This is a genomic window from Streptomyces sp. NBC_00873 (assembly GCF_045207415.1).
Lineage (GTDB): Bacteria > Actinomycetota > Actinomycetes > Streptomycetales > Streptomycetaceae > Streptomyces.
In genome coordinates this window covers 6,941,741-6,959,396 of the sequence record NZ_CP108803.1, presented here as the reverse complement: position 1 = coordinate 6,959,396, position 17,656 = coordinate 6,941,741, and the positions used below count along the sequence as shown (strand labels likewise).

Annotated in this window: 19 protein-coding genes and 1 pseudogene; 6 read left to right on the top strand and 14 right to left on the bottom strand. The window is 68.8% G+C overall.

The window, feature by feature from the left end; translation table 11 throughout:
* Positions 1-28: 28 nt before the first annotated feature.
* Together OH809_RS32100 and OH809_RS32095 are read right to left on the bottom strand one after the other, a co-directional pair.
* Positions 29-565: a TetR/AcrR family transcriptional regulator gene (locus tag OH809_RS32100; RefSeq protein ID WP_406418334.1), complete on the bottom strand. Its 537-nt coding sequence runs from the start codon at positions 563-565 to the stop codon at positions 29-31.
* Positions 565-885 carry a multidrug efflux SMR transporter gene (locus tag OH809_RS32095; protein ID WP_266986973.1) on the bottom strand — a complete coding sequence of 107 codons (321 nt, stop codon included), beginning with the start codon at positions 883-885 and terminating at the stop codon, positions 565-567. The genes OH809_RS32100 and OH809_RS32095 overlap by 1 nt, the downstream gene beginning before the upstream one ends.
* Before the next feature lie 227 nt (positions 886-1,112).
* Here OH809_RS32095 and OH809_RS32090 point away from each other — a divergent pair, with 227 nt between their 5' ends.
* Entirely contained in the window at positions 1,113-2,135 is a 1,023-nt protein-coding gene (locus tag OH809_RS32090) for a hypothetical protein (RefSeq protein ID WP_406515984.1), read from the top strand.
* A 55-nt stretch (positions 2,136-2,190) separates the two neighbouring features.
* On the opposite strand, the gene OH809_RS32085 is transcribed toward OH809_RS32090, so the two are convergent.
* From OH809_RS32085 to OH809_RS32045, 9 genes are all read right to left on the bottom strand, one after another.
* A complete protein-coding gene (locus OH809_RS32085) occupies positions 2,191-2,556 on the bottom strand; it encodes a VOC family protein (RefSeq protein ID WP_406418338.1) in 366 nt (121 codons plus the stop codon).
* Between the two features lie 192 nt (positions 2,557-2,748).
* Complete coding sequence (locus OH809_RS32080; RefSeq protein WP_037691711.1) at positions 2,749-3,096, bottom strand: metal-sulfur cluster assembly factor; 348 nt, start codon at positions 3,094-3,096, stop codon at positions 2,749-2,751.
* Complete coding sequence (gene sufU / locus OH809_RS32075; RefSeq protein ID WP_406418340.1) at positions 3,093-3,548, bottom strand: Fe-S cluster assembly sulfur transfer protein SufU; 456 nt, start codon at positions 3,546-3,548, stop codon at positions 3,093-3,095. The genes OH809_RS32080 and sufU overlap by 4 nt, the downstream gene beginning before the upstream one ends.
* Positions 3,549-3,558: 10 nt before the next feature.
* The gene (locus OH809_RS32070; RefSeq protein ID WP_406418342.1) at positions 3,559-4,815 is read right to left on the bottom strand and encodes a cysteine desulfurase; all 1,257 of its coding nucleotides are present in this window, start codon (positions 4,813-4,815) and stop codon (positions 3,559-3,561) included.
* Positions 4,812-5,576: a Fe-S cluster assembly ATPase SufC gene (sufC, locus tag OH809_RS32065; protein ID WP_406418344.1), complete on the bottom strand. Its 765-nt coding sequence runs from the start codon at positions 5,574-5,576 to the stop codon at positions 4,812-4,814. Before sufC ends, OH809_RS32070 begins: the two co-directional genes overlap by 4 nt.
* Before the next feature lie 7 nt (positions 5,577-5,583).
* Entirely contained in the window at positions 5,584-5,901 is a 318-nt protein-coding gene (locus OH809_RS32060) for a bifunctional 3-phenylpropionate/cinnamic acid dioxygenase ferredoxin subunit (RefSeq protein ID WP_030919832.1), read from the bottom strand.
* Entirely contained in the window at positions 5,901-7,082 is a 1,182-nt protein-coding gene (gene sufD / locus OH809_RS32055) for a Fe-S cluster assembly protein SufD (protein ID WP_406418346.1), read from the bottom strand. The genes OH809_RS32060 and sufD overlap by 1 nt, the downstream gene beginning before the upstream one ends.
* A gap of 67 nt (positions 7,083-7,149) precedes the next feature.
* Positions 7,150-8,571 carry a Fe-S cluster assembly protein SufB gene (sufB, locus tag OH809_RS32050; RefSeq protein ID WP_406418348.1) on the bottom strand — a complete coding sequence of 474 codons (1,422 nt, stop codon included), beginning with the start codon at positions 8,569-8,571 and terminating at the stop codon, positions 7,150-7,152.
* The gene (locus tag OH809_RS32045; RefSeq protein WP_406418350.1) at positions 8,568-9,308 is read right to left on the bottom strand and encodes a helix-turn-helix transcriptional regulator; all 741 of its coding nucleotides are present in this window, start codon (positions 9,306-9,308) and stop codon (positions 8,568-8,570) included. The genes sufB and OH809_RS32045 overlap by 4 nt, the downstream gene beginning before the upstream one ends.
* A 136-nt stretch (positions 9,309-9,444) precedes the next feature.
* On the opposite strand from OH809_RS32045, the gene OH809_RS32040 reads away from it, so the two are divergent.
* The 3 genes from OH809_RS32040 to OH809_RS32030 all read left to right on the top strand — a co-directional run bounded on the left by OH809_RS32040 (position 9,445) and on the right by OH809_RS32030 (position 12,228).
* On the top strand, positions 9,445-10,371 hold the full coding sequence (locus OH809_RS32040; RefSeq protein WP_406418352.1) for an ABC transporter ATP-binding protein: 927 nt from the start codon (positions 9,445-9,447) through the stop codon (positions 10,369-10,371).
* The gene (locus tag OH809_RS32035; protein WP_406418354.1) at positions 10,368-11,135 is read left to right on the top strand and encodes an ABC transporter permease; all 768 of its coding nucleotides are present in this window, start codon (positions 10,368-10,370) and stop codon (positions 11,133-11,135) included. The genes OH809_RS32040 and OH809_RS32035 overlap by 4 nt, the downstream gene beginning before the upstream one ends.
* A 79-nt stretch (positions 11,136-11,214) precedes the next feature.
* Positions 11,215-12,228 carry a COX15/CtaA family protein gene (locus tag OH809_RS32030; RefSeq protein WP_406418356.1) on the top strand — a complete coding sequence of 338 codons (1,014 nt, stop codon included), beginning with the start codon at positions 11,215-11,217 and terminating at the stop codon, positions 12,226-12,228.
* Between the two features lie 61 nt (positions 12,229-12,289).
* Here OH809_RS32030 and OH809_RS32025 read toward each other — a convergent pair.
* The 3 genes and pseudogenes from OH809_RS32025 to OH809_RS32015 all read right to left on the bottom strand — a co-directional run.
* A pseudogene (locus tag OH809_RS32025) lies at positions 12,290-12,481 on the bottom strand (amidohydrolase); the annotation flags it as partial.
* A 125-nt stretch (positions 12,482-12,606) separates the two neighbouring features.
* On the bottom strand, positions 12,607-12,975 hold the full coding sequence (locus tag OH809_RS32020; protein WP_406418358.1) for a hypothetical protein: 369 nt from the start codon (positions 12,973-12,975) through the stop codon (positions 12,607-12,609).
* Between the two features lie 93 nt (positions 12,976-13,068).
* Positions 13,069-14,022 (bottom strand): heme o synthase, encoded by a 954-nt coding sequence (locus tag OH809_RS32015; RefSeq protein ID WP_406418360.1) that lies wholly within the window; start codon positions 14,020-14,022, stop codon positions 13,069-13,071.
* Between the two features lie 377 nt (positions 14,023-14,399).
* Here OH809_RS32015 and tkt point away from each other — a divergent pair, with 377 nt between their 5' ends.
* Both tkt and tal read left to right on the top strand, forming a co-directional pair.
* A complete protein-coding gene (gene tkt, locus OH809_RS32010; protein ID WP_406515983.1) occupies positions 14,400-16,502 on the top strand; it encodes a transketolase in 2,103 nt (700 codons plus the stop codon).
* A gap of 34 nt (positions 16,503-16,536) precedes the next feature.
* Positions 16,537-17,655 (top strand): transaldolase, encoded by a 1,119-nt coding sequence (gene tal, locus OH809_RS32005; protein ID WP_406418364.1) that lies wholly within the window; start codon positions 16,537-16,539, stop codon positions 17,653-17,655.
* The last annotated feature ends 1 nt before the right edge of the window (position 17,656 follow it).

Below are 17,656 nucleotides of genomic sequence, written 5' to 3'. Positions count from 1 at the left end.
CGTCGACGCCCCGGGGCGGCCGACGCGGTCAGCCGATGATCCGCGCCAACATCTCCCGCGCGTACGCCGCGTCGTAGCTCCCGCCCGTCAGCAGCACCTGCAGACAGATCCCGTCCGTCAGCGCAACCAGTGCCCGTGCGGTGGCCGGGTCGGTGCGCCCGGCCAGCAGCTCGGCGGTGACATCCGTCCACTCGGCGGCGACCGGCTGCAGCGCGGGCCGGCGCAGCGCCGCGAGGTAGAGCTCGTACTCCAGCTCCAGGCGCCCGCGCCCGCCGGAGAAACACTCCCCCAGCAGCCGGGCCAGTGCCTCGGCGAGATCCGCGTCCGGGGCGAGGAGGGCCTCGCTCTCCCGCATGGCCCGGGAGAAATTCTCGTTCGAGCGGCGCAGCGCGGCAACCAGCAGCTCGTCGAGCGAGGCGAAGTGATACGTCGTCGAGCCGAGCGGCACATCCGCCTCGGCGGCGACGGAACGGTGACTGAGCCCCGCGATGCCCTTGGCACCGATAACCCGGATCGCCGCATCGATGATGCGGCCGCGCCGCTCGGGGTCGTACCGGCGGACCATCAGTGCGCTCCGCCCAGGTTGAGCACGACCACACCGGCGATGATCAGCGCGATGCCCGCCACCTTGACCAGGTTTCCGGACTCGCCCATGAAGAGGACCCCTATGGCGGCGACCGCCGCCGTGCCGATCCCGGCCCAGATGGCATAGGCGGTGCCCATGGACAGCGTCTTCAGGGTCTGTGCGAGCAGCGAGAAGGCGAGCAGATAGCCGACGACGGTGATGAGCGAGGGCCAGAGCCGGGTGAAGCCCTCGCTGTACTTCATGGCCGTCGTCCCGGCCACCTCCGCCGCTATGGCCGCGGCCAGCAGTCCGTATCCCATGTGTACGAGTGTACGCATCGTTGCGTACGCTCGTACACATACCTGGGCGCGCAGAAGGGATCCGCTGCCCCACCAGGAGCGCTACCGTGTCCCGACCAGCACATGGACCCCGACACGACGGAGCAGCAGTGACGCAGGACGCAGGGTGGGGCGGCGGTCCCGGGGGCCCGCCGTACGGAGGAGCGCCGTACGGAGGACCCCCCGGACCGCCGGGATGGGGCGGCTGGATGCCGCCGCCGAAGCCAGGGGTGATACCGCTCGCGCCGCTGAGCCTCGGGGACATCCTCAGCGGCGCGTTCTCCACGATGGGCCGCTACTGGAAGCAGCTGTTCGGCGTGGGTGTGGCCGTGTACGGCGGGTCGCTGGTCGTGGTCGGGGTGGCGGTCGCGATCGCGTACTCCGCGGTCAGTGACCATCTGCACCGGGTCATCGAGCTCTCGTCGGGGGAGAGCCCGCGCACGGAGGACATCGTGCCGCTGGTGATCGCCTTCGGTGTCGTCTGGCTGGTGGGCATCCTGTCGCTGATCATCGGCACGGCGATGATGTACGCGACGGTTCCGGCGGTTCTGCAGGACGCGGTTCTGGGCAGGCCGACCACCTTCGGCATCATCTGGCGCCGGGCCTGGGCGCGGGTCCCGGCCGTGATCGGCACGGTTCTCCTGACCGCCCTGGTCGCGGTGATCCCGATGGTGCTCATGATGGTCGGCTTCATCACCATGATGATCGCCGCCATCACCCTGGACAGCGGTTCCGGCAGCGGGGTCGCGATCGCGGTGGGCTTCCTGGGGGCGCTGGCCACCGCGCCGTTGGCGATCTGGCTCTGGGTGAAGTTCTCGCTGGCCCCCGCGGCCGCGGTCTTCGAGGGGCAGCGCCCGATCGCCGCGCTGCGCCGCTCGTCGCAGCTGGTGCGCGGTGACTGGTGGCGGATCTTCGGCATCTCGCTGCTGGCCTCGGTCATGGCGGCCGTGGCGAGCTACATCATCCAGATGCCGTTCTCGATCCTGGGCATGTTCCCCAGCATGATCGGTATGGAGAGCCTGGGCCCCGACCCGAGTCCGACGGCGGTCGTTGTCGCCATGAGCGGCTACATGGTGGCAACACTGCTGGGCCAGCTGGTCGGCCAGCTCATCTCGGCAACGTTCCCGCAGCTGGCGACCGGGCTGCTGTACGTGGACCGCCGGATGCGCAACGAGAACCTGGGGCCGGTGCTCGCCGAAGCCGCTGCCGTGCCCTCGCAGTTCGGCCCGTGAACGCGGGTCGGGCCCGTGCACACGGGCCCGACCCGGGTTCGGGGACAGGCGCCGCTCAGTCGATGAGCGAGCTCTTCGGGCTCAGCACGCAGAACTCGTTCCCCTCGGGGTCCGCCAGCACCACCCAGCCCACATCGGCGGGCTGGCCGACGTCCAGCCGGGTGGCCCCGAGGCCGATGATCCGCGCGGCCTCCACGGCCTGGTCGTCGGGGGCGAGATCGATGTGCAGCCGGTTCTTGACCGTCTTCTCCTCCGGTACGGGGACGAAGGTGATGCCGGGCACGGCGTCCTTGTCGGCGCCGATGACGATTTCGCCGTCGGCCTCGAAGAGCACCGTCCAGTCGAGCACCCGGCACCAGAACCGGGCCTGCGACGGCAGATCGTGGGCGTCGACGACGATGGAGTAGAAGGAAACGGCCATGACCGCCGGTCTGCCCGGCGGTCATGGCCGTTCGCCACCCGGATTGCCAAGCCGCGCTCGTCCAGCAGCTGCTGACGGTGAACCAGACGGAGCGGGAATTCTTCCACTCGGTGCGGTCGAGGTCCTTCCGACGGACGAACAACGCCGAACGGCCTCCGGCTCGAGCCGGAGGCCGTTCGGAAGCGCAGAGGATCAGACGTTGAAGCCGAGCGCGCGCAGCTGCTCGCGTCCGTCGTCCGTGATCTTGTCCGGGCCCCACGGCGGCATCCAGACCCAGTTGATCCGCAGCTCGTTGACGAGGCCGTCGGTCGCGGACTTCGCCTGGTCCTCGATGACATCGGTCAGCGGGCAGGCCGCGGACGTCAGGGTCATGTCGAGGGTGGCGATGTTCGCGTCGTCGATGTGGATGCCGTAGATCAGGCCCAGGTTGACGACGTCGATGCCCAACTCGGGGTCGACGACGTCGTACAGCGCCTCGCGGACCTCCTCCTCGGAGGCCGGCTTGGTGGTCAGTACTTCTGGCGTACCGTGATCGCTCATGCCATCTTCCCTTCGGACAGCGCCTTCGCCGTCGCGTCCTTCCACGCCATCCAGCTCAGCAGCGCGCACTTGACCCGGGCCGGGTACTTCGAGACACCGGCGAACGCGACCGCGTCCTCCAGCACCTCCTCCATCGCGTCGTCCGGCTCGAGCTGGCCCTTCGAATGCATCAGCTCCAGGAAGGTCTCCTGGATCTTCTGCGCCTCACCCAGCTCCTTGCCGACCAGCAGCTCGTTCAGCACGGAGGCGCTGGCCTGACTGATGGAACAGCCCTGACCCTCGTACGACACATCGGCGATGGTCTCGCCGTCGTACTTCACCCGGAGCGTGATCTCGTCTCCGCACGTCGGGTTGACGTGGTGCACCTCGGCGTCGCCGTCCCGCAGACCGCGCCCGTGGGGGTGCTTGTAGTGGTCCAGGATCACTTCCTGGTACATCGAATCAAGCTTCACCAGTCAACCCTCAGCCGAAGAAGTTCCGTACGTGCTCCAGACCGTCCACCAGGGCGTCGACCTCGGCGGGCGTGGAGTACAGATAGAACGACGCGCGCGTCGTCGCAGGAATTCCGTACCGCAGGCAGACCGGCCGTGCGCAGTGGTGTCCGACGCGGACCGCGATGCCCTGCTCGTCGAGGACCTGGCCCACGTCGTGCGGGTGGATGTCGCCGAGCGTGAAGGAGATCGTGGCGCCGCGGTCCTCCGCGGTGGCCGGACCGATGATCCTCAGGTCCGGAACCTCCAGGAGGCGCTTCACCGCGTACTCGGTGATCGCGTGCTCATGCCGGAAGATCTTGTCCATGCCGATCGCCGAGAGGTAGTCCACGGCCGCGCCGAGGCCGACGGCCTGCGCGATCGGGGGCGTACCCGCCTCGAACTTGTGCGGCGCCGGGGCGTATGTCGACGAGTGCATCGACACGGTCTCGATCATCTCGCCGCCGCCGAGGAACGGCGGCAGGTCCTCCAGGAGCTCCTGCCGTCCCCAGAGCACACCGATGCCGGTCGGGCCGACCATCTTGTGGCCGGTGAAGGCCACGAAGTCGGCCTGCAGCGCCTGCACGTCGAGCACCATGTGCGGGGCTGCCTGCGAGGCGTCGATGCAGACCAGCGCGCCGACCTGCTGGGCGCGGCGGATGATCTTCTCGACCGGGTTGATCGTGCCCATGATGTTGGAGACCAGCGTGAAGGTGACGATCTTCGTCTTCTCCGTGATGATCTCGTCTATGTCGGACAGGTCGAGGCGGCCGTCGTCGGTGATGCCGAACCACTTCAGCTTCGCACCGGTGCGCTGCGCGAGCAGCTGCCACGGCACGATGTTGGAGTGGTGCTCCATCTCCGTGGTGACGATCTCGGTCTCGTGGTCCACCCGGTAGGGCTCGTCGGCCCAGCCGAGCATGTTGGCCACGAGGTTGAGCGACTCCGAGGCGTTCTTGGTGAAGATCACCTCGTTGCGGCTCGGCGCGTTGATGAAGGCGGCGACCTTGTCGCGGGCGCCTTCGTACAGCGCCGTGGCCTCCTCCGCGATCGTGTACACGCCGCGGTGGACGTTGGCGTTGTGCCGCTCGTAGTACTCGCTGAGCGCGTCGAGGACCTGGCGCGGCTTCTGCGAAGTCGCCGCACTGTCCAGGTAGACGATCTTCTTCCCGTCGTGGACCGTACGATCCAGCAGGGGGAAGTCCTTGCGGATCGCCTCGGTGTCGAGGAGGCCCGGCAGCTGTGTCACGCGGAAGCGCCACCCTTCACATATGCCTCGTAGCCCTCGTTCTCCAGCTTGTCGGCGAGCTCGGCGCCGCCGGACTCGGCAATACGGCCGTTGGCGAAGACGTGCACGAAGTCGGGCTTGATGTAACGGAGGATCCGCGTGTAGTGCGTGATCAGCAGCGTGCCGACCTCGCCGGTCTCGCGCACCCGGTTGACGCCCTCGGAGACGACGCGCAGGGCGTCGACGTCGAGGCCGGAGTCGGTCTCGTCGAGGATCGCGACCTTCGGCTTGAGGAGCTCCAGCTGAAGGATCTCGTGGCGCTTCTTCTCACCGCCGGAGAAGCCCTCGTTGACGTTGCGCTCGGCGAACGCGGGGTCCATCTGGAGGTCGGCCATCGTCTCCTTGACCTCCTTCACCCACGTACGCAGCTTGGGCGCCTCGCCGCGGACGGCGGTGGCGGAGGTGCGCAGGAAGTTGGAGACCGAGACACCGGGGACCTCGACCGGGTACTGCATGGCCAGGAAGAGACCGGCGCGGGCGCGCTCGTCGACGGTCATCGCCAGGACGTCCTCGCCGTCCAGGGTCACCGTGCCGCTGGTGATCGTGTACTTGGGGTGACCCGCGAGGGAGTACGCGAGGGTCGACTTGCCGGACCCGTTGGGGCCCATGATGGCGTGGGTCTCGCCCTGCTTCACGGTCAGGTCGACGCCCTTGAGGATCTCCTTCGTGGCGTGGTCGGCCTCGACGGAGACGTGCAGGTCGCGGATTTCAAGCGTTGCCATGGGTGACTCAGGACTCCTGGGTGACGGAGACGAGCACATCGTCCCCTTCGATCTTGACGGGGTATACGGGGACGGGGCGCGTCGCGGGAAGGCCGGACGGCTTGCCGGTGCGCAGGTCGAAGCTGGAGCCGTGCAGCCAGCACTCGATCATGCAGTCCTCGACCTCTCCCTCGGACAGTGAGACGTTCGCGTGCGAGCAGATGTCGTTGATCGCGAACACCTCGCCCTCGGTACGGACGAGAGAGACCGGCGTTCCGTCGAGTTCCACCCGCTTCGGGGTGTCCTCTTCCAGCTCGCTCAGCGCACAGACTTTGACGAAGGCCATCAGACGGAAGCCTTCAGCTCGGCCTCGATCTTGTCGAGCAGACGGGCCTCGACGTCCGGCAGACCGATCTGCTGGACCAGCTCGGCGAAGAAGCCGCGCACGACGAGCCGGCGGGCATCCTCGGCCGGGATGCCGCGGGACATCAGGTAGAAGAGCTGCTCGTCGTCGAAGCGGCCGGTCGCGGAGGCGTGACCGGCGCCGACGATCTCGCCGGTCTCGATCTCCAGGTTCGGCACCGAGTCGACCCGCGCGCCGTCCGTGAGGACGAGGTTGCGGTTCATCTCGTAGGTGTCGGTGCCCTCGGCCTTGGCCTGGATGAGCACGTCACCGATCCACACCGCGTGCGCGCCGTCGCCCTGGAGCGCGCCCTTGTAGACGGCGTTGGACTTGCAGTGCGGGGTGTTGTGGTCGACGAAGAGGCGGTGCTCCTGGTGCTGGCCCTTGTCGGTGAAGTACAGACCGAAGAGCTCCGCCTCGCCGCCGGTGCCCGCGTAGGAGACCCGTGGGTGGAGGCGGACCAGGTCGCCGCCGAAGGTGACGACGATCGACTTGAAGGTGGCGTCCCGGCCGATCAGCGCGTTGTGCTGAGCGGCGTGGACGGCGGTGTCGTCCCAGTCCTGGACGGAGACGACGGTCAGCTTCGCACCGTCACCGAGGACGTAGTCGACGTTGCCCGCGAGGACCGCGTCACCGGTGTGGTCGATGACGACCACGGCCTCGGCGAAGGCTTCCAGCTCGATGACCTGGTGGGCGTAGGCCACACCGCCTTCACCGTGCACGGCGATCCGGATCGGCGCGGCGAGCACGGCCTCCTTGGCGACCGTGATGACCGAGGCCTCCTCGAAGGACGAGTACGCCTGGGCGGCGACGCGGTCCACCGGGGTGCCCGCCCTGCCGAGCCGCGCGTCGTCGCGGCCGACGGTCTCGACGGTGACGCCCTCGGGGACATCGACCTCGACCTTGACGGCGCCACCGGTCGCGACGGCCGTGCCGTCGTGCAGTCCGCGCAGCCGCTCCAGCGGCGTGAACCGCCACTCCTCCTCGCGGCCGTGCGGGACCGGGAAGTCCGCGACGTCGAAGGACGGGGGCGCGCTCATGCGCGTGGCGACGGTCGACTCGGCGGCCACCGCGATGGACCCGGTGGTGGTGGACCCCGCCGGAATGTTCTGGGCCTCAGCCATGGCTGTCGTAGTGCTCGCTTTCTCTGTCAAAGTCGGGGATTCGGTCGTCAGGCTGCGTTAGGCCGTGTCAGCCGACCGAGCCCTCCATCTGCAGCTCGATCAGCCGGTTGAGCTCAAGCGCGTACTCCATGGGCAGCTCGCGCGCGATCGGCTCGACGAAGCCGCGCACGATCATGGCCATGGCCTCGAACTCGGTCAGACCGCGGCTCATCAGGTAGAAGAGCTGGTCCTCGGAGACCTTGGAGACAGTGGCCTCGTGACCCATGGACACGTCGTCCTCACGGACGTCCACATACGGGTACGTGTCGGAGCGGGAGATCGTGTCGACCAGGAGCGCGTCGCACAGCACGTTGGACTTGGAGCCCGCGGCGCCCTCGCCGATCTCGACCAGACCGCGGTACGAGGTACGGCCGCCGCCTCGCGCCACCGACTTGGAGACGATGTTGGAGGAGGTGTTCGGCGCCATGTGGACCATCTTGGATCCGGCGTCCTGGTGCTGGCCCTCGCCCGCGAAGGCGATGGAGAGCGTCTCGCCCTTGGCGTGCTCGCCCATCAGATAGACGGCCGGGTACTTCATGGTGACCTTGGAGCCGATGTTGCCGTCGACCCACTCCATGGTCGCGCCCTCGTACGCCACGGCGCGCTTGGTGACCAGGTTGTAGACGTTGTTCGACCAGTTCTGGATCGTCGTGTAGCGGCAGCGGCCGCCCTTCTTCACGATGATCTCGACGACGGCGGAGTGCAGCGAGTCCGAGGAGTAGATCGGCGCGGTGCAGCCCTCGACGTAGTGGACGTAGGCGTCCTCGTCGACGATGATCAGCGTCCGCTCGAACTGGCCCATGTTCTCCGTGTTGATACGGAAGTAGGCCTGCAGCGGGATGTCGACGTGGACACCCTTCGGCACGTAGATGAACGAGCCACCGGACCACACGGCCGAGTTCAGCGAGGCGAACTTGTTGTCGCCGACCGGGATGACAGTGCCGAAGTACTCCTTGAAGAGCTCCGGGTGCTCCTTCAGCGCGGTGTCCGTGTCGAGGAAGATGACGCCCTGTTCCTCCAGGTCCTCACGGATCTGGTGGTAGACGACCTCGGACTCGTACTGCGCGGCGACACCGGCGACCAGGCGTTGCTTCTCCGCCTCCGGGATGCCGAGCTTGTCGTACGTGTTCTTGATGTCCTCGGGCAGGTCCTCCCAGGACTCCGCCTGCTTCTCGGTGGACCGCACGAAGTACTTGATGTTGTCGAAGTCGATGCCTGACAGGTCCGAGCCCCAGTTCGGCATGGGCTTCTTGTCGAACAGCCGCAGGCCCTTGAGGCGGAGCTTCAGCATCCACTCGGGCTCGTTCTTCTTCGTCGAGATGTCACGTACGACAGCCTCGGAGAGGCCGCGCTTGGCCGCCGCGCCTGCCGCGTCGGAGTCGGCCCAGCCGAATTCGTACGTACCCAGACCCTCGAGCTCAGGGTGGGCAGTCTCCGTGGGGAGCGTCATGCGGGGTTCCTCCCGGCCGTGCTTGCAGATGCTGATGTGGTGGTCTGTGCGGTTGGGGGTCCGCCGCGCGGTACGAACGTCGTGCACACCCCGTCGCCGTGGGCGATGGTGGCCAGACGCTGTACATGGGTCCCGAGCAGGCTGGAGAAGATCTCCGTCTCCGCCTCGCACAGCTGCGGGAACTGCTCGGCGACATGGGCGACCGGGCAGTGGTGCTGGCACAGCTGCTCGCCCTGCTGGGGGCCCGGCGCGCTGCGCGCCGTAGCAGCGTACCCGTCGGCGGACAAGGCCTTGGCCAGCGCCTCTGTGCGCTGCGCGGGGTCCGCCGCGTCGATCGTCTCGCGGTAGGCCACCGACTGCGCGGCGGCCCTGGCGCGGACGAAGGCGCCGACCGCTTCGTCGCCCGCGGTCTCGGCGATCCAGCGAAGAGCGTCGGCGGCAAGCTTGTCGTAGGACTGGTCGAAGGCGTCCCGGCCGCAGTCGGTCAAGGCGAACACCTTGGCCGGACGGCCGCGGGTCCGCGCCCCATACACCCGCTGTTCGCGGGCCTCGACGACATCGTCGGAGAGGAGGGCGTCGAGATGGCGGCGGACGGCGGCCTGGGTCAGCCCGAGCCGCTTCGCCAGGTCGGCGACGGTGGACGGGCCGTGGTCCAGGATGGAGCGCGCGACCCGGTTGCGCGTCGAGCGCTCGCCGGTCGCGAGTTCCTCCTGCGGAGCCTCGCCCTGGTATTTCACAACGCCATTGTTGCGTAATTCCTCCGGCCCTGACAACCACGGTCCGAAACGATCAACGGTGGAGTTCGTCACTAAGGGTTACCTAATGCGGCCCCCGGGGACTCGCCCGCCGGGCCGCTGCCTAGACTTACCGGCCATGAAGAACGAGCCGGTCGTGCAGATCCGTGGCCTGGTGAAGCGGTACGGCGCCAAGACCGCGGTGAACGGCCTCGACCTGGGCGTACGCACCGGTGCGGTCACCGCCGTCCTCGGCCCCAACGGCGCCGGCAAGACCACCACCGTCGAGACCTGCGAGGGCTACCGCCGCCCCGACGCCGGGACCGTACGCGTCCTCGGCCTCGACCCGGTCGCCGACGCCGCGGAGCTCCGCCCCCGGATCGGCGTGATGCTGCAATCGGGTGGCGTCTACTCCGGAGCGCGCGCCGACGAGATGCTCCGCCACATGGCGAAACTGCACGCCCACCCGCTCGACGTCGACGCGCTGATCGAGCGTCTCGGCCTCGGCAGCTGCGGCCGGACGACGTACCGCCGGCTCTCCGGCGGCCAGCAGCAGCGCCTCGCCCTGGCGATGGCCGTCGTCGGCCGCCCCGAGCTGGTGTTCCTGGACGAGCCGACCGCGGGCCTCGACCCGCAGGCCCGCCGCTCCACCTGGGATCTCGTACGGGAGCTGCGCGCCGACGGCGTGTCGGTCGTCCTCACCACCCACTTCATGGACGAGGCCGAGGCGCTCGCCGACGATGTCGCCATCATCGACGCGGGCCGGGTCATCGCTCAGGGCAGCCCGGAGCTGCTGTGCCGCGGCGGCGCCGAGAACACCCTGCGCTTCACCGGCCGCCCCGGTCTCGACCTCGGCTCGCTGCTGAAGGCGCTGCCCGACGGCACGCAGGCGGCCGAGCCCACCACCGGCACGTACCGCATCACCGGCCAGGTCGACCCACAACTGCTGGCCACCGTCACCTCCTGGTGCGCGCAGCACGGCGTGATGCCCGAGGGCATCTCCGTCGAGCGTCACACCCTGGAGGACGTCTTCCTGGAACTGACCGGCAAGGAGCTGCGCGCATGAGCGCCGGTACGTATGCCCCGCGGCCCGGTGCCGCCCCGCTGCCCCGCATGATCGGTGCGCAGACCGCGCTGGAGACGCGGATGCTGCTGCGCAACGGCGAGCAACTGCTCCTGACGGTGATCATTCCGACGCTGCTGCTGGTGCTGTTCAGCGCCGTCGACATCGTGGACACCGGCGCGGGCAGGTCCGTCGACTTCCTGGCGCCGGGCATTCTCGCGCTCGCCGTGATGTCCACCGCCTTCACCGGCCAGGCGATCGCGACCGGCTTCGAGCGGCGGTACGGCGTGCTCAAGCGCCTCGGTGCCTCACCGCTGCCCCGCTGGGGGCTGATGACCGCGAAGACCCTCGCGGTACTGGTCACCGAGGTGCTGCAGGTCGTGCTGCTGACGGTGATCGCGTTCGCGCTGGGCTGGTCGCCACACGGCAACCCGCTCGCCGTCCTGCTGCTGCTCGTGCTCGGCACCGCCGCGTTCTCCGGGCTCGGCCTGCTGATGTCCGGGACGCTGAAGGCGGAGGCGACGCTCGCCGCCGCCAACCTGGTCTTTCTGCTGCTGCTGGTCGGCGGCGGGGTCATTGTGCCGCTGGACAAGTTCCCGGACGCGGCGCAGTCCGTGCTGGGGCTGCTGCCGATCGCGGCCCTGTCCGGCGGGCTGCGGGACGTACTCCAGCACGGCTCCTCGATGCCGTGGGGCGATCTCGGGATCCTCGCGGTCTGGGCGGTGCTCGGGCTGGGCACGGCGGCAAAGTTCTTCCGCTGGGAATGACCGGCGGCGACGGCGTGCGGCATGACGTTTCGAGGTAACTCGTCCCCCTCGTGAAAGCTTGCACAAGCCGCCGCTTACGATGGTGCGCGTGCCCAAGCTGACCCGAGCCGAAGTCGCTCAAGCCGCGCGGAACCCGCTCCTCTACATCGCCGAACGCTGGACCCCGTCCCCCCGGACGGTCCGCCGCGCGGCGATGTCGGCCGTCGTGATGGCCGTCGTCATCGTGGTCACCGGCGGTGCGGTGCGGCTGACCGGCTCCGGTCTCGGCTGCCCCACCTGGCCCAAGTGCACCGACGAGTCCCTGACGGCGACGAGCGCGATGGGCTTCCACGGCGCCATCGAGTTCGGCAACCGGATGCTCACCTACGTGCTGTGCGCGGCGGTCGGCTGGGCGATCATCACGGCCCGCTCCGCGCAGCCCTGGCGGCGCAGCCTCACCCGGCTCGGCTGGGCGCAGTTCTGGGTGGTCATGGGCAACGCCGTGCTCGGCGGCATCGTCGTGCTGGTCGGCCTCAACCCGTACACCGTCGCGGCCCACTTCCTGCTCTCCACCGCGCTGCTCACGGTCGCCGTCGTGACCTGGCAGCGGGTTCGGGAGGGCGACGCGGAGCCGCGTCCGCTGGTCGGCAAGGCGGTCTCGCAGCTGACCTGGCTGCTGGCGGCCGCGGCCGGCCTGCTGATCGCCGTCGGCACGGTCGTGACGGGTGCCGGACGGCATGCGGGCGACTCCAGCGACGTCCACCGCATCCCGCTCGACTGGAAGATGATCGCGCAGCTCCACGCCGACCTGGCCTGGGTCGTGGTGGCACTGACGGTCGCGCTCTGGTTCGTGCTGAAGGCCGTCGACGCGCCGGTCGGTCCGCTGCACCGCACCCGTGATCTCTTCCTGGTGGTGATGTCGCAGGGTGTGATCGGGTACGTGCAGTACTTCACCGACACCCCGGAGATCCTGGTCGGGCTGCACATGCTCGGTTCGTGCCTGGTGTGGATCGCCGTCGTGCGGGTGGTGCTCTCGCTGCGCGAGCGCCCTGTGGCGACCGCCCCGGTGCCCGCCCCCGCCGCGGAGACCCCGGAGCCCGCAGCCGCCGGCTGAGAGGCTGTCGGGCCACCTTCGCCCGCCCGGTCAGAGGTGGCCCGACAGCCTCTGAGCCCTGCTACAAGGGCCGCCGGTCCAGCCCGTACACCCGGCGCGCGTTGCCGGACGCGATCATCGCGGCGACGCGCGTGGTGTCGGTGCGCGACCACGCGCCGTCCGCCACCCAGCCGCCCAGCACCCTGCCGAGCGCCTCACGGAATGGTCGCGCCCCCACCACATGCAGTTGCGGCAGCCCCTGAGCGCCGCTGGAGCATTGTGTCGGTCATCCGGAGCCCCCTGCGACGACGTGGGTGTACCCGTCCTCACGGGTGACCCCGGTGTCAGGTGTTGCTCCTGCCCCGTGGGGATGCGTCCGGAGACGTCCCGGGCGGCGGCTCAGCCCTTGTTGGAGGGGCCGCCGACCTGGATCCCGGCCATCCGCGTCCACTCGTACGGGCCGGTGCGGACCTTGGCGGCGAACTCTCCGTCGAAGGACTCGTGCATCGTGATCCCGGCCTTCGCGGTGGCACTCTCGGCGACCGCGTACGAGGGTGCGACCAGGTCGCCCCAGCCGCCGTCCTCGCCGACCAGCACGATGCGGGTGCCCATCTGCCCGATGTAGGCGAGCTGCCCCTCGGCGCCGCCGTGCGCCTTGGCGAAGGCACCGATCTGCTTGGCGAGCCTGGCTGCCCTGCGCTCCGCGCGGGCGGCCTGCTTCCTGTCGTCAACCTGCTGGGTCTCTGCCATGTCTGCCAAGTCTGCCATGCAACGGATGCTACCGATCCGTAGATCAACTGGCGACGGGCGGGCACGTGGCATGGGCCACGTGCCCCGCCCGTCGGCAGGAGCGAAACGGTGTCAGCGCAGGAACGGGTCGACCGCGACGGCGACGAACAGCAGCGACACATAGGTGATCGACCAGTGGAACAGTCGCATTTCCTTGAGCTTGGCACCGGACACCCCGGCCTTCGCCCGGTTCTGCAGGGCGTGCGCTTCCCAGAGCCAGAACCCGCCGGTCAGCAGCGCCACGGCCGTGTAGAACCAGCCGGTGTAGCCGAGCGGGGTCAGCAGCAGCGACACCGCCACCATCACCCAGCTGTAGATGACGATCTGGCGGGCCACCACCTGGTTGGACGCGATGACCGGGAGCATCGGTACGCCGACACGGGCGTAGTCGTCCTTGACCTTCATCGACAGCGGCCAGTAGTGCGGCGGCGTCCAGAAGAAGATGACGGCGAAGAGGATGACTGCGGCCCAGGACATCGAATTGGTCACGGCGGACCAGCCGATGAGGACCGGCATGCAGCCCGCGATGCCGCCCCAGACGATGTTCTGCGACGTGCGCCGCTTCAGCAGCATCGTGTAGACGACGACGTAGAAGAGCAGCGCGCCCAGCGACAGTGCCGCCGACAGCCAGTTGACCAGCAGCCCGAACCAGACCGTCGAGATCACCGCGAGGGCGATACCGAAGGCGAGGCACTCGCGCGGGCTCACCATGCCGGTGACCAGCGGACGCTGCGACGTACGGTCCATCAACGCGTCGATGTCGCGGTCGATGTACATGTTGAGCGCGTTGGCACCACCCGCGGAGAGATATCCGCCGATGGTGGTGGTGAGTACGAGCCACAGGTCGGGCACACCCCGAGCGGCCAGGAACATCACCGGAACAGTGGTGATCAGCAACAGCTCGATGATCCGCGGCTTGGTCAGTGCCACGAATGCCTTGATACGGGCCCCGAACGGGCGATGGCCCCCTGGGCTCGGAGTCAAGGCGACCCCTGCGGGTCGGGACTCGACGGCCGTCACGCACACCCCTGACAGAGAAATCCCAGCAAGCTCCGGACATGAAGGCCCAGTAAAGACTTGCGCGAACCAGACCACTGTAGACGTTGGGGACAGGCCGTTCTTCGCGGGGGTGGGGTCGTGTTGGAGTGGCGCAGAAGCGCCGTGTCCGATGAGCGCATAAGTATGGAGTGGCGATCACCGGAGTAGCGCATAAGTAAGGAGTGGCGCTCATCGGAGTAGCGCAGAAGTGAGCCGTTGCGCTCATACGGGAGGCGAACTCCGCGGGTCGCCCGCACCCTGGAAAGCACCCGGAAAATGCGTGTTGCGTCGGGGGTAGGCTCGACGACGCCCGGTGCGGTCACCAGCCACCGGTTTACAACAGTGGAGAGGAGCCCTGACTCAGGGTGAGCACCAAGCCGACCACCACAGACCTCCAGTGGACCGAATTGGACCAGCGGGCCGTGGACACTGTCCGCGTCCTTGCCGCTGACGCCGTACAGAAGGTCGGAAACGGCCACCCGGGTACGGCGATGAGCCTGGCTCCCGCCGCGTACACGCTCTTCCAGAAGGTGATGCGGCACGACCCCGCCGACGCGGACTGGACCGGTCGCGACCGGTTCGTGCTCTCGGCGGGTCACACGAGCCTGACCCTCTACATCCAGCTCTACCTGGCCGGTTACGGCCTGGAGCTCGATGATCTCAAGGCGTTCCGTACCTGGGGCTCGAAGACCCCCGGTCACCCGGAGTACGGCCACACCACCGGTGTCGAGACGACGACGGGCCCGCTGGGCCAGGGTGTCGCCAATGCCGTGGGCATGGCCATGGCCGCCCGCTACGAGCGCGGCCTGTTCGACCCGGAGGCGGCCCCCGGCACCTCCCCGTTCGACCACATGGTCTGGGCCATCGCCGGTGACGGCTGCCTCCAGGAGGGCATTTCCGCGGAGGCCTCCTCGCTGGCCGGGCACCAGAAGCTCGGCAACCTTGTCCTGCTGTGGGACGACAACCACATCTCCATCGAGGGCGACACGGAGACCGCGGTCTCCGAGGACACCCTGAAGCGGTACGAGGCGTACGGCTGGCACGTCCAGCGCGTCGAGCAGCTGCCGAACGGCGACCTGGACCCCGCGGGTCTCTACCAGGCGCTGGAGGCGGCCAAGGCCGAGACCGAGCGCCCGTCGTTCATCGCGGCCCGCTCGATCATCGCCTGGCCGGCCCCGCACGCCCAGAACACCGAGGCCTCGCACGGCTCGGCGCTCGGCGAGGACGAGGTCGCGGCGACCAAGAAGGTCCTGGGCTTCGACCCGGAGAAGACCTTCGAGGTCTCCGACGAGGTCATCGCGCACACCCGTGAGGCGCTGGACCGCGGCCGCGAGGCCAAGGGCGAGTGGGAGAAGACGTTCGCCGCGTGGCGCACCGCCAACCCGGAGCGCGCCGCCGAGTTCGACCGGATCTCCGCGGGCGAGCTGCCCGAGGGCTGGGAGGACAGCATTCCGGTCTTCGAGCCGGGCAAGGGCGTCGCCACCCGCGCCGCCTCCGGCAAGGTGCTCCAGGCGCTCGGCGAGATCATCCCCGAGCTGTGGGGCGGCTCCGCCGACCTCGCGGGCTCGAACAACACGACGATCGACAAGACGTCGTCGTTCCTCCCGGCGGGCAACCCGCTGCCGGGCGCGGACCCGTACGGCCGCACGATCCACTTCGGTATCCGCGAGCACGCCATGGCCGCTGCCATGAACGGCATCGCACTGCACGGCAACACCCGCATCTACGGCGGCACCTTCCTGGTGTTCTCCGACTACATGCGCAACGCCGTGCGGCTGTCCGCGCTGATGCACCTGCCGGTGACGTACGTATGGACGCACGACTCGATCGGTCTCGGCGAGGACGGCCCGACCCACCAGCCGGTGGAGCACCTGGCCTCGCTGCGCGCCATCCCGGGCCTGAACATCGTCCGCCCGGCCGACGCCAACGAGACCTCCATCGCCTGGCGCGAGATCCTGCGCCGCCACACCAAGGTGTTCGGCAAGGGCGCCCCGCACGGCCTGGCGCTGACCCGTCAGGGCGTGCCGACGTACGAGGCGAACGAGGACACGGCCAACGGCGGCTACGTGCTGTTCGAGGCCGAAGGGCCCGAAGGGCAGAACACAGCGCCGCAGGTCCTCCTGATCGGCACGGGTTCCGAGGTCCACCTCGCCGTCGAGGCGCGCGAGGAGCTGCAGGCGGCCGGCATCCCGACCCGGGTGGTCTCGATGCCGTCGGTCGAGTGGTTCGAGGAGCAGGACCAGGCGTACAAGGACAGTGTTCTGCCGCCGTCCGTGAAGGCCCGCGTCGCCGTCGAGGCGGGCATCGGGCTGACCTGGTACCGGTACGTCGGAGACGCCGGCCGGATCGTCTCGCTGGAGCACTTCGGTGCCTCGGCCGACGCCAAGGTCCTCTTCCGCGAGTTCGGTTTCACCGCTGCGCACGTTGCCGCCGCAGCGCGGGAATCTCTCGCCGCCGCCGCGCGCTGACGCCGTTATACGACTAGTAGGAGATGCAATTCTCATGACAGACGCACTCAAGCGCCTTTCCGACGAGGGCGTGGCGATCTGGCTCGATGACCTGTCGCGCAAGCGGATCACCTCGGGCAACCTCGCCGAGCTGATCGACCAGCAGCACGTCGTGGGCGTCACCACCAACCCGTCCATCTTCCAGAAGGCAATCTCGCACGGAGACGGTTACGAGCAGCAGCTCACCGACCTGGCTACCCGCAAGGTCACGGTCGACGAGGCCATCCGCATGATCACGACGGCGGACGTCCGCGACGCCGCCGACATCCTGCACCCGGTCTTCGACGCCACGGACGGCCAGGACGGCCGGGTCTCCATCGAGGTCGACCCGCGTCTGGCCCACCACACCGATGCCACGATCGCCGAGGCCAAGCAGCTGGCCTGGCTGGTCGACCGGCCGAACACGCTCATCAAGATCCCGGCGACGAAGGCCGGTCTGCCGGCGATCACCGAGGTCATCGGCAAGGGCATCAGCGTCAATGTCACGCTGATCTTCTCGCTGGAGCGCTACCGCGAGGTCATGAACGCCTACCTGGCGGGCCTGGAGAAGGCGCAGGCCGCAGGCCTGGACCTCGCCAGGATCCACTCGGTCGCTTCGTTCTTCGTGTCCCGTGTGGACTCCGAGATCGACAAGCGGCTCGACGCGATCGGCACCGACGAGGCCAAGGCGCTGAAGGGCAAGTCGGCGCTCGCCAACGCCCGGCTGGCGTACCAGGCGTACGAGGAGGTCTTCTCCTCCGACCGCTGGGCGGCTCTGGACAAGGCGCAGGCCAACAAGCAGCGTCCGCTGTGGGCCTCCACCGGTGTCAAGGACCCCGCGTACAAGGACACGCTGTACGTCGTCGACCTGGTCGCCCCCGGCACGGTGAACACCATGCCCGAGGCAACCCTGGAGGCCACGGCCGACCATGGGCAGGTCACCGGCAACACCGTCGCCGGCACCTACGAGCAGGCGAAGGCCGAGCTCGACGCCGTCGCGAAGCTCGGGATCTCCTACGACGACGTCGTGCAGCTCCTCGAGGACGAGGGCGTCGAGAAGTTCGAGGCGTCCTGGATCGATCTGCTCAACTCCACCGAGGCGGAGCTCAAGCGCCTCGCCCCTTCGGAGGGCTGAC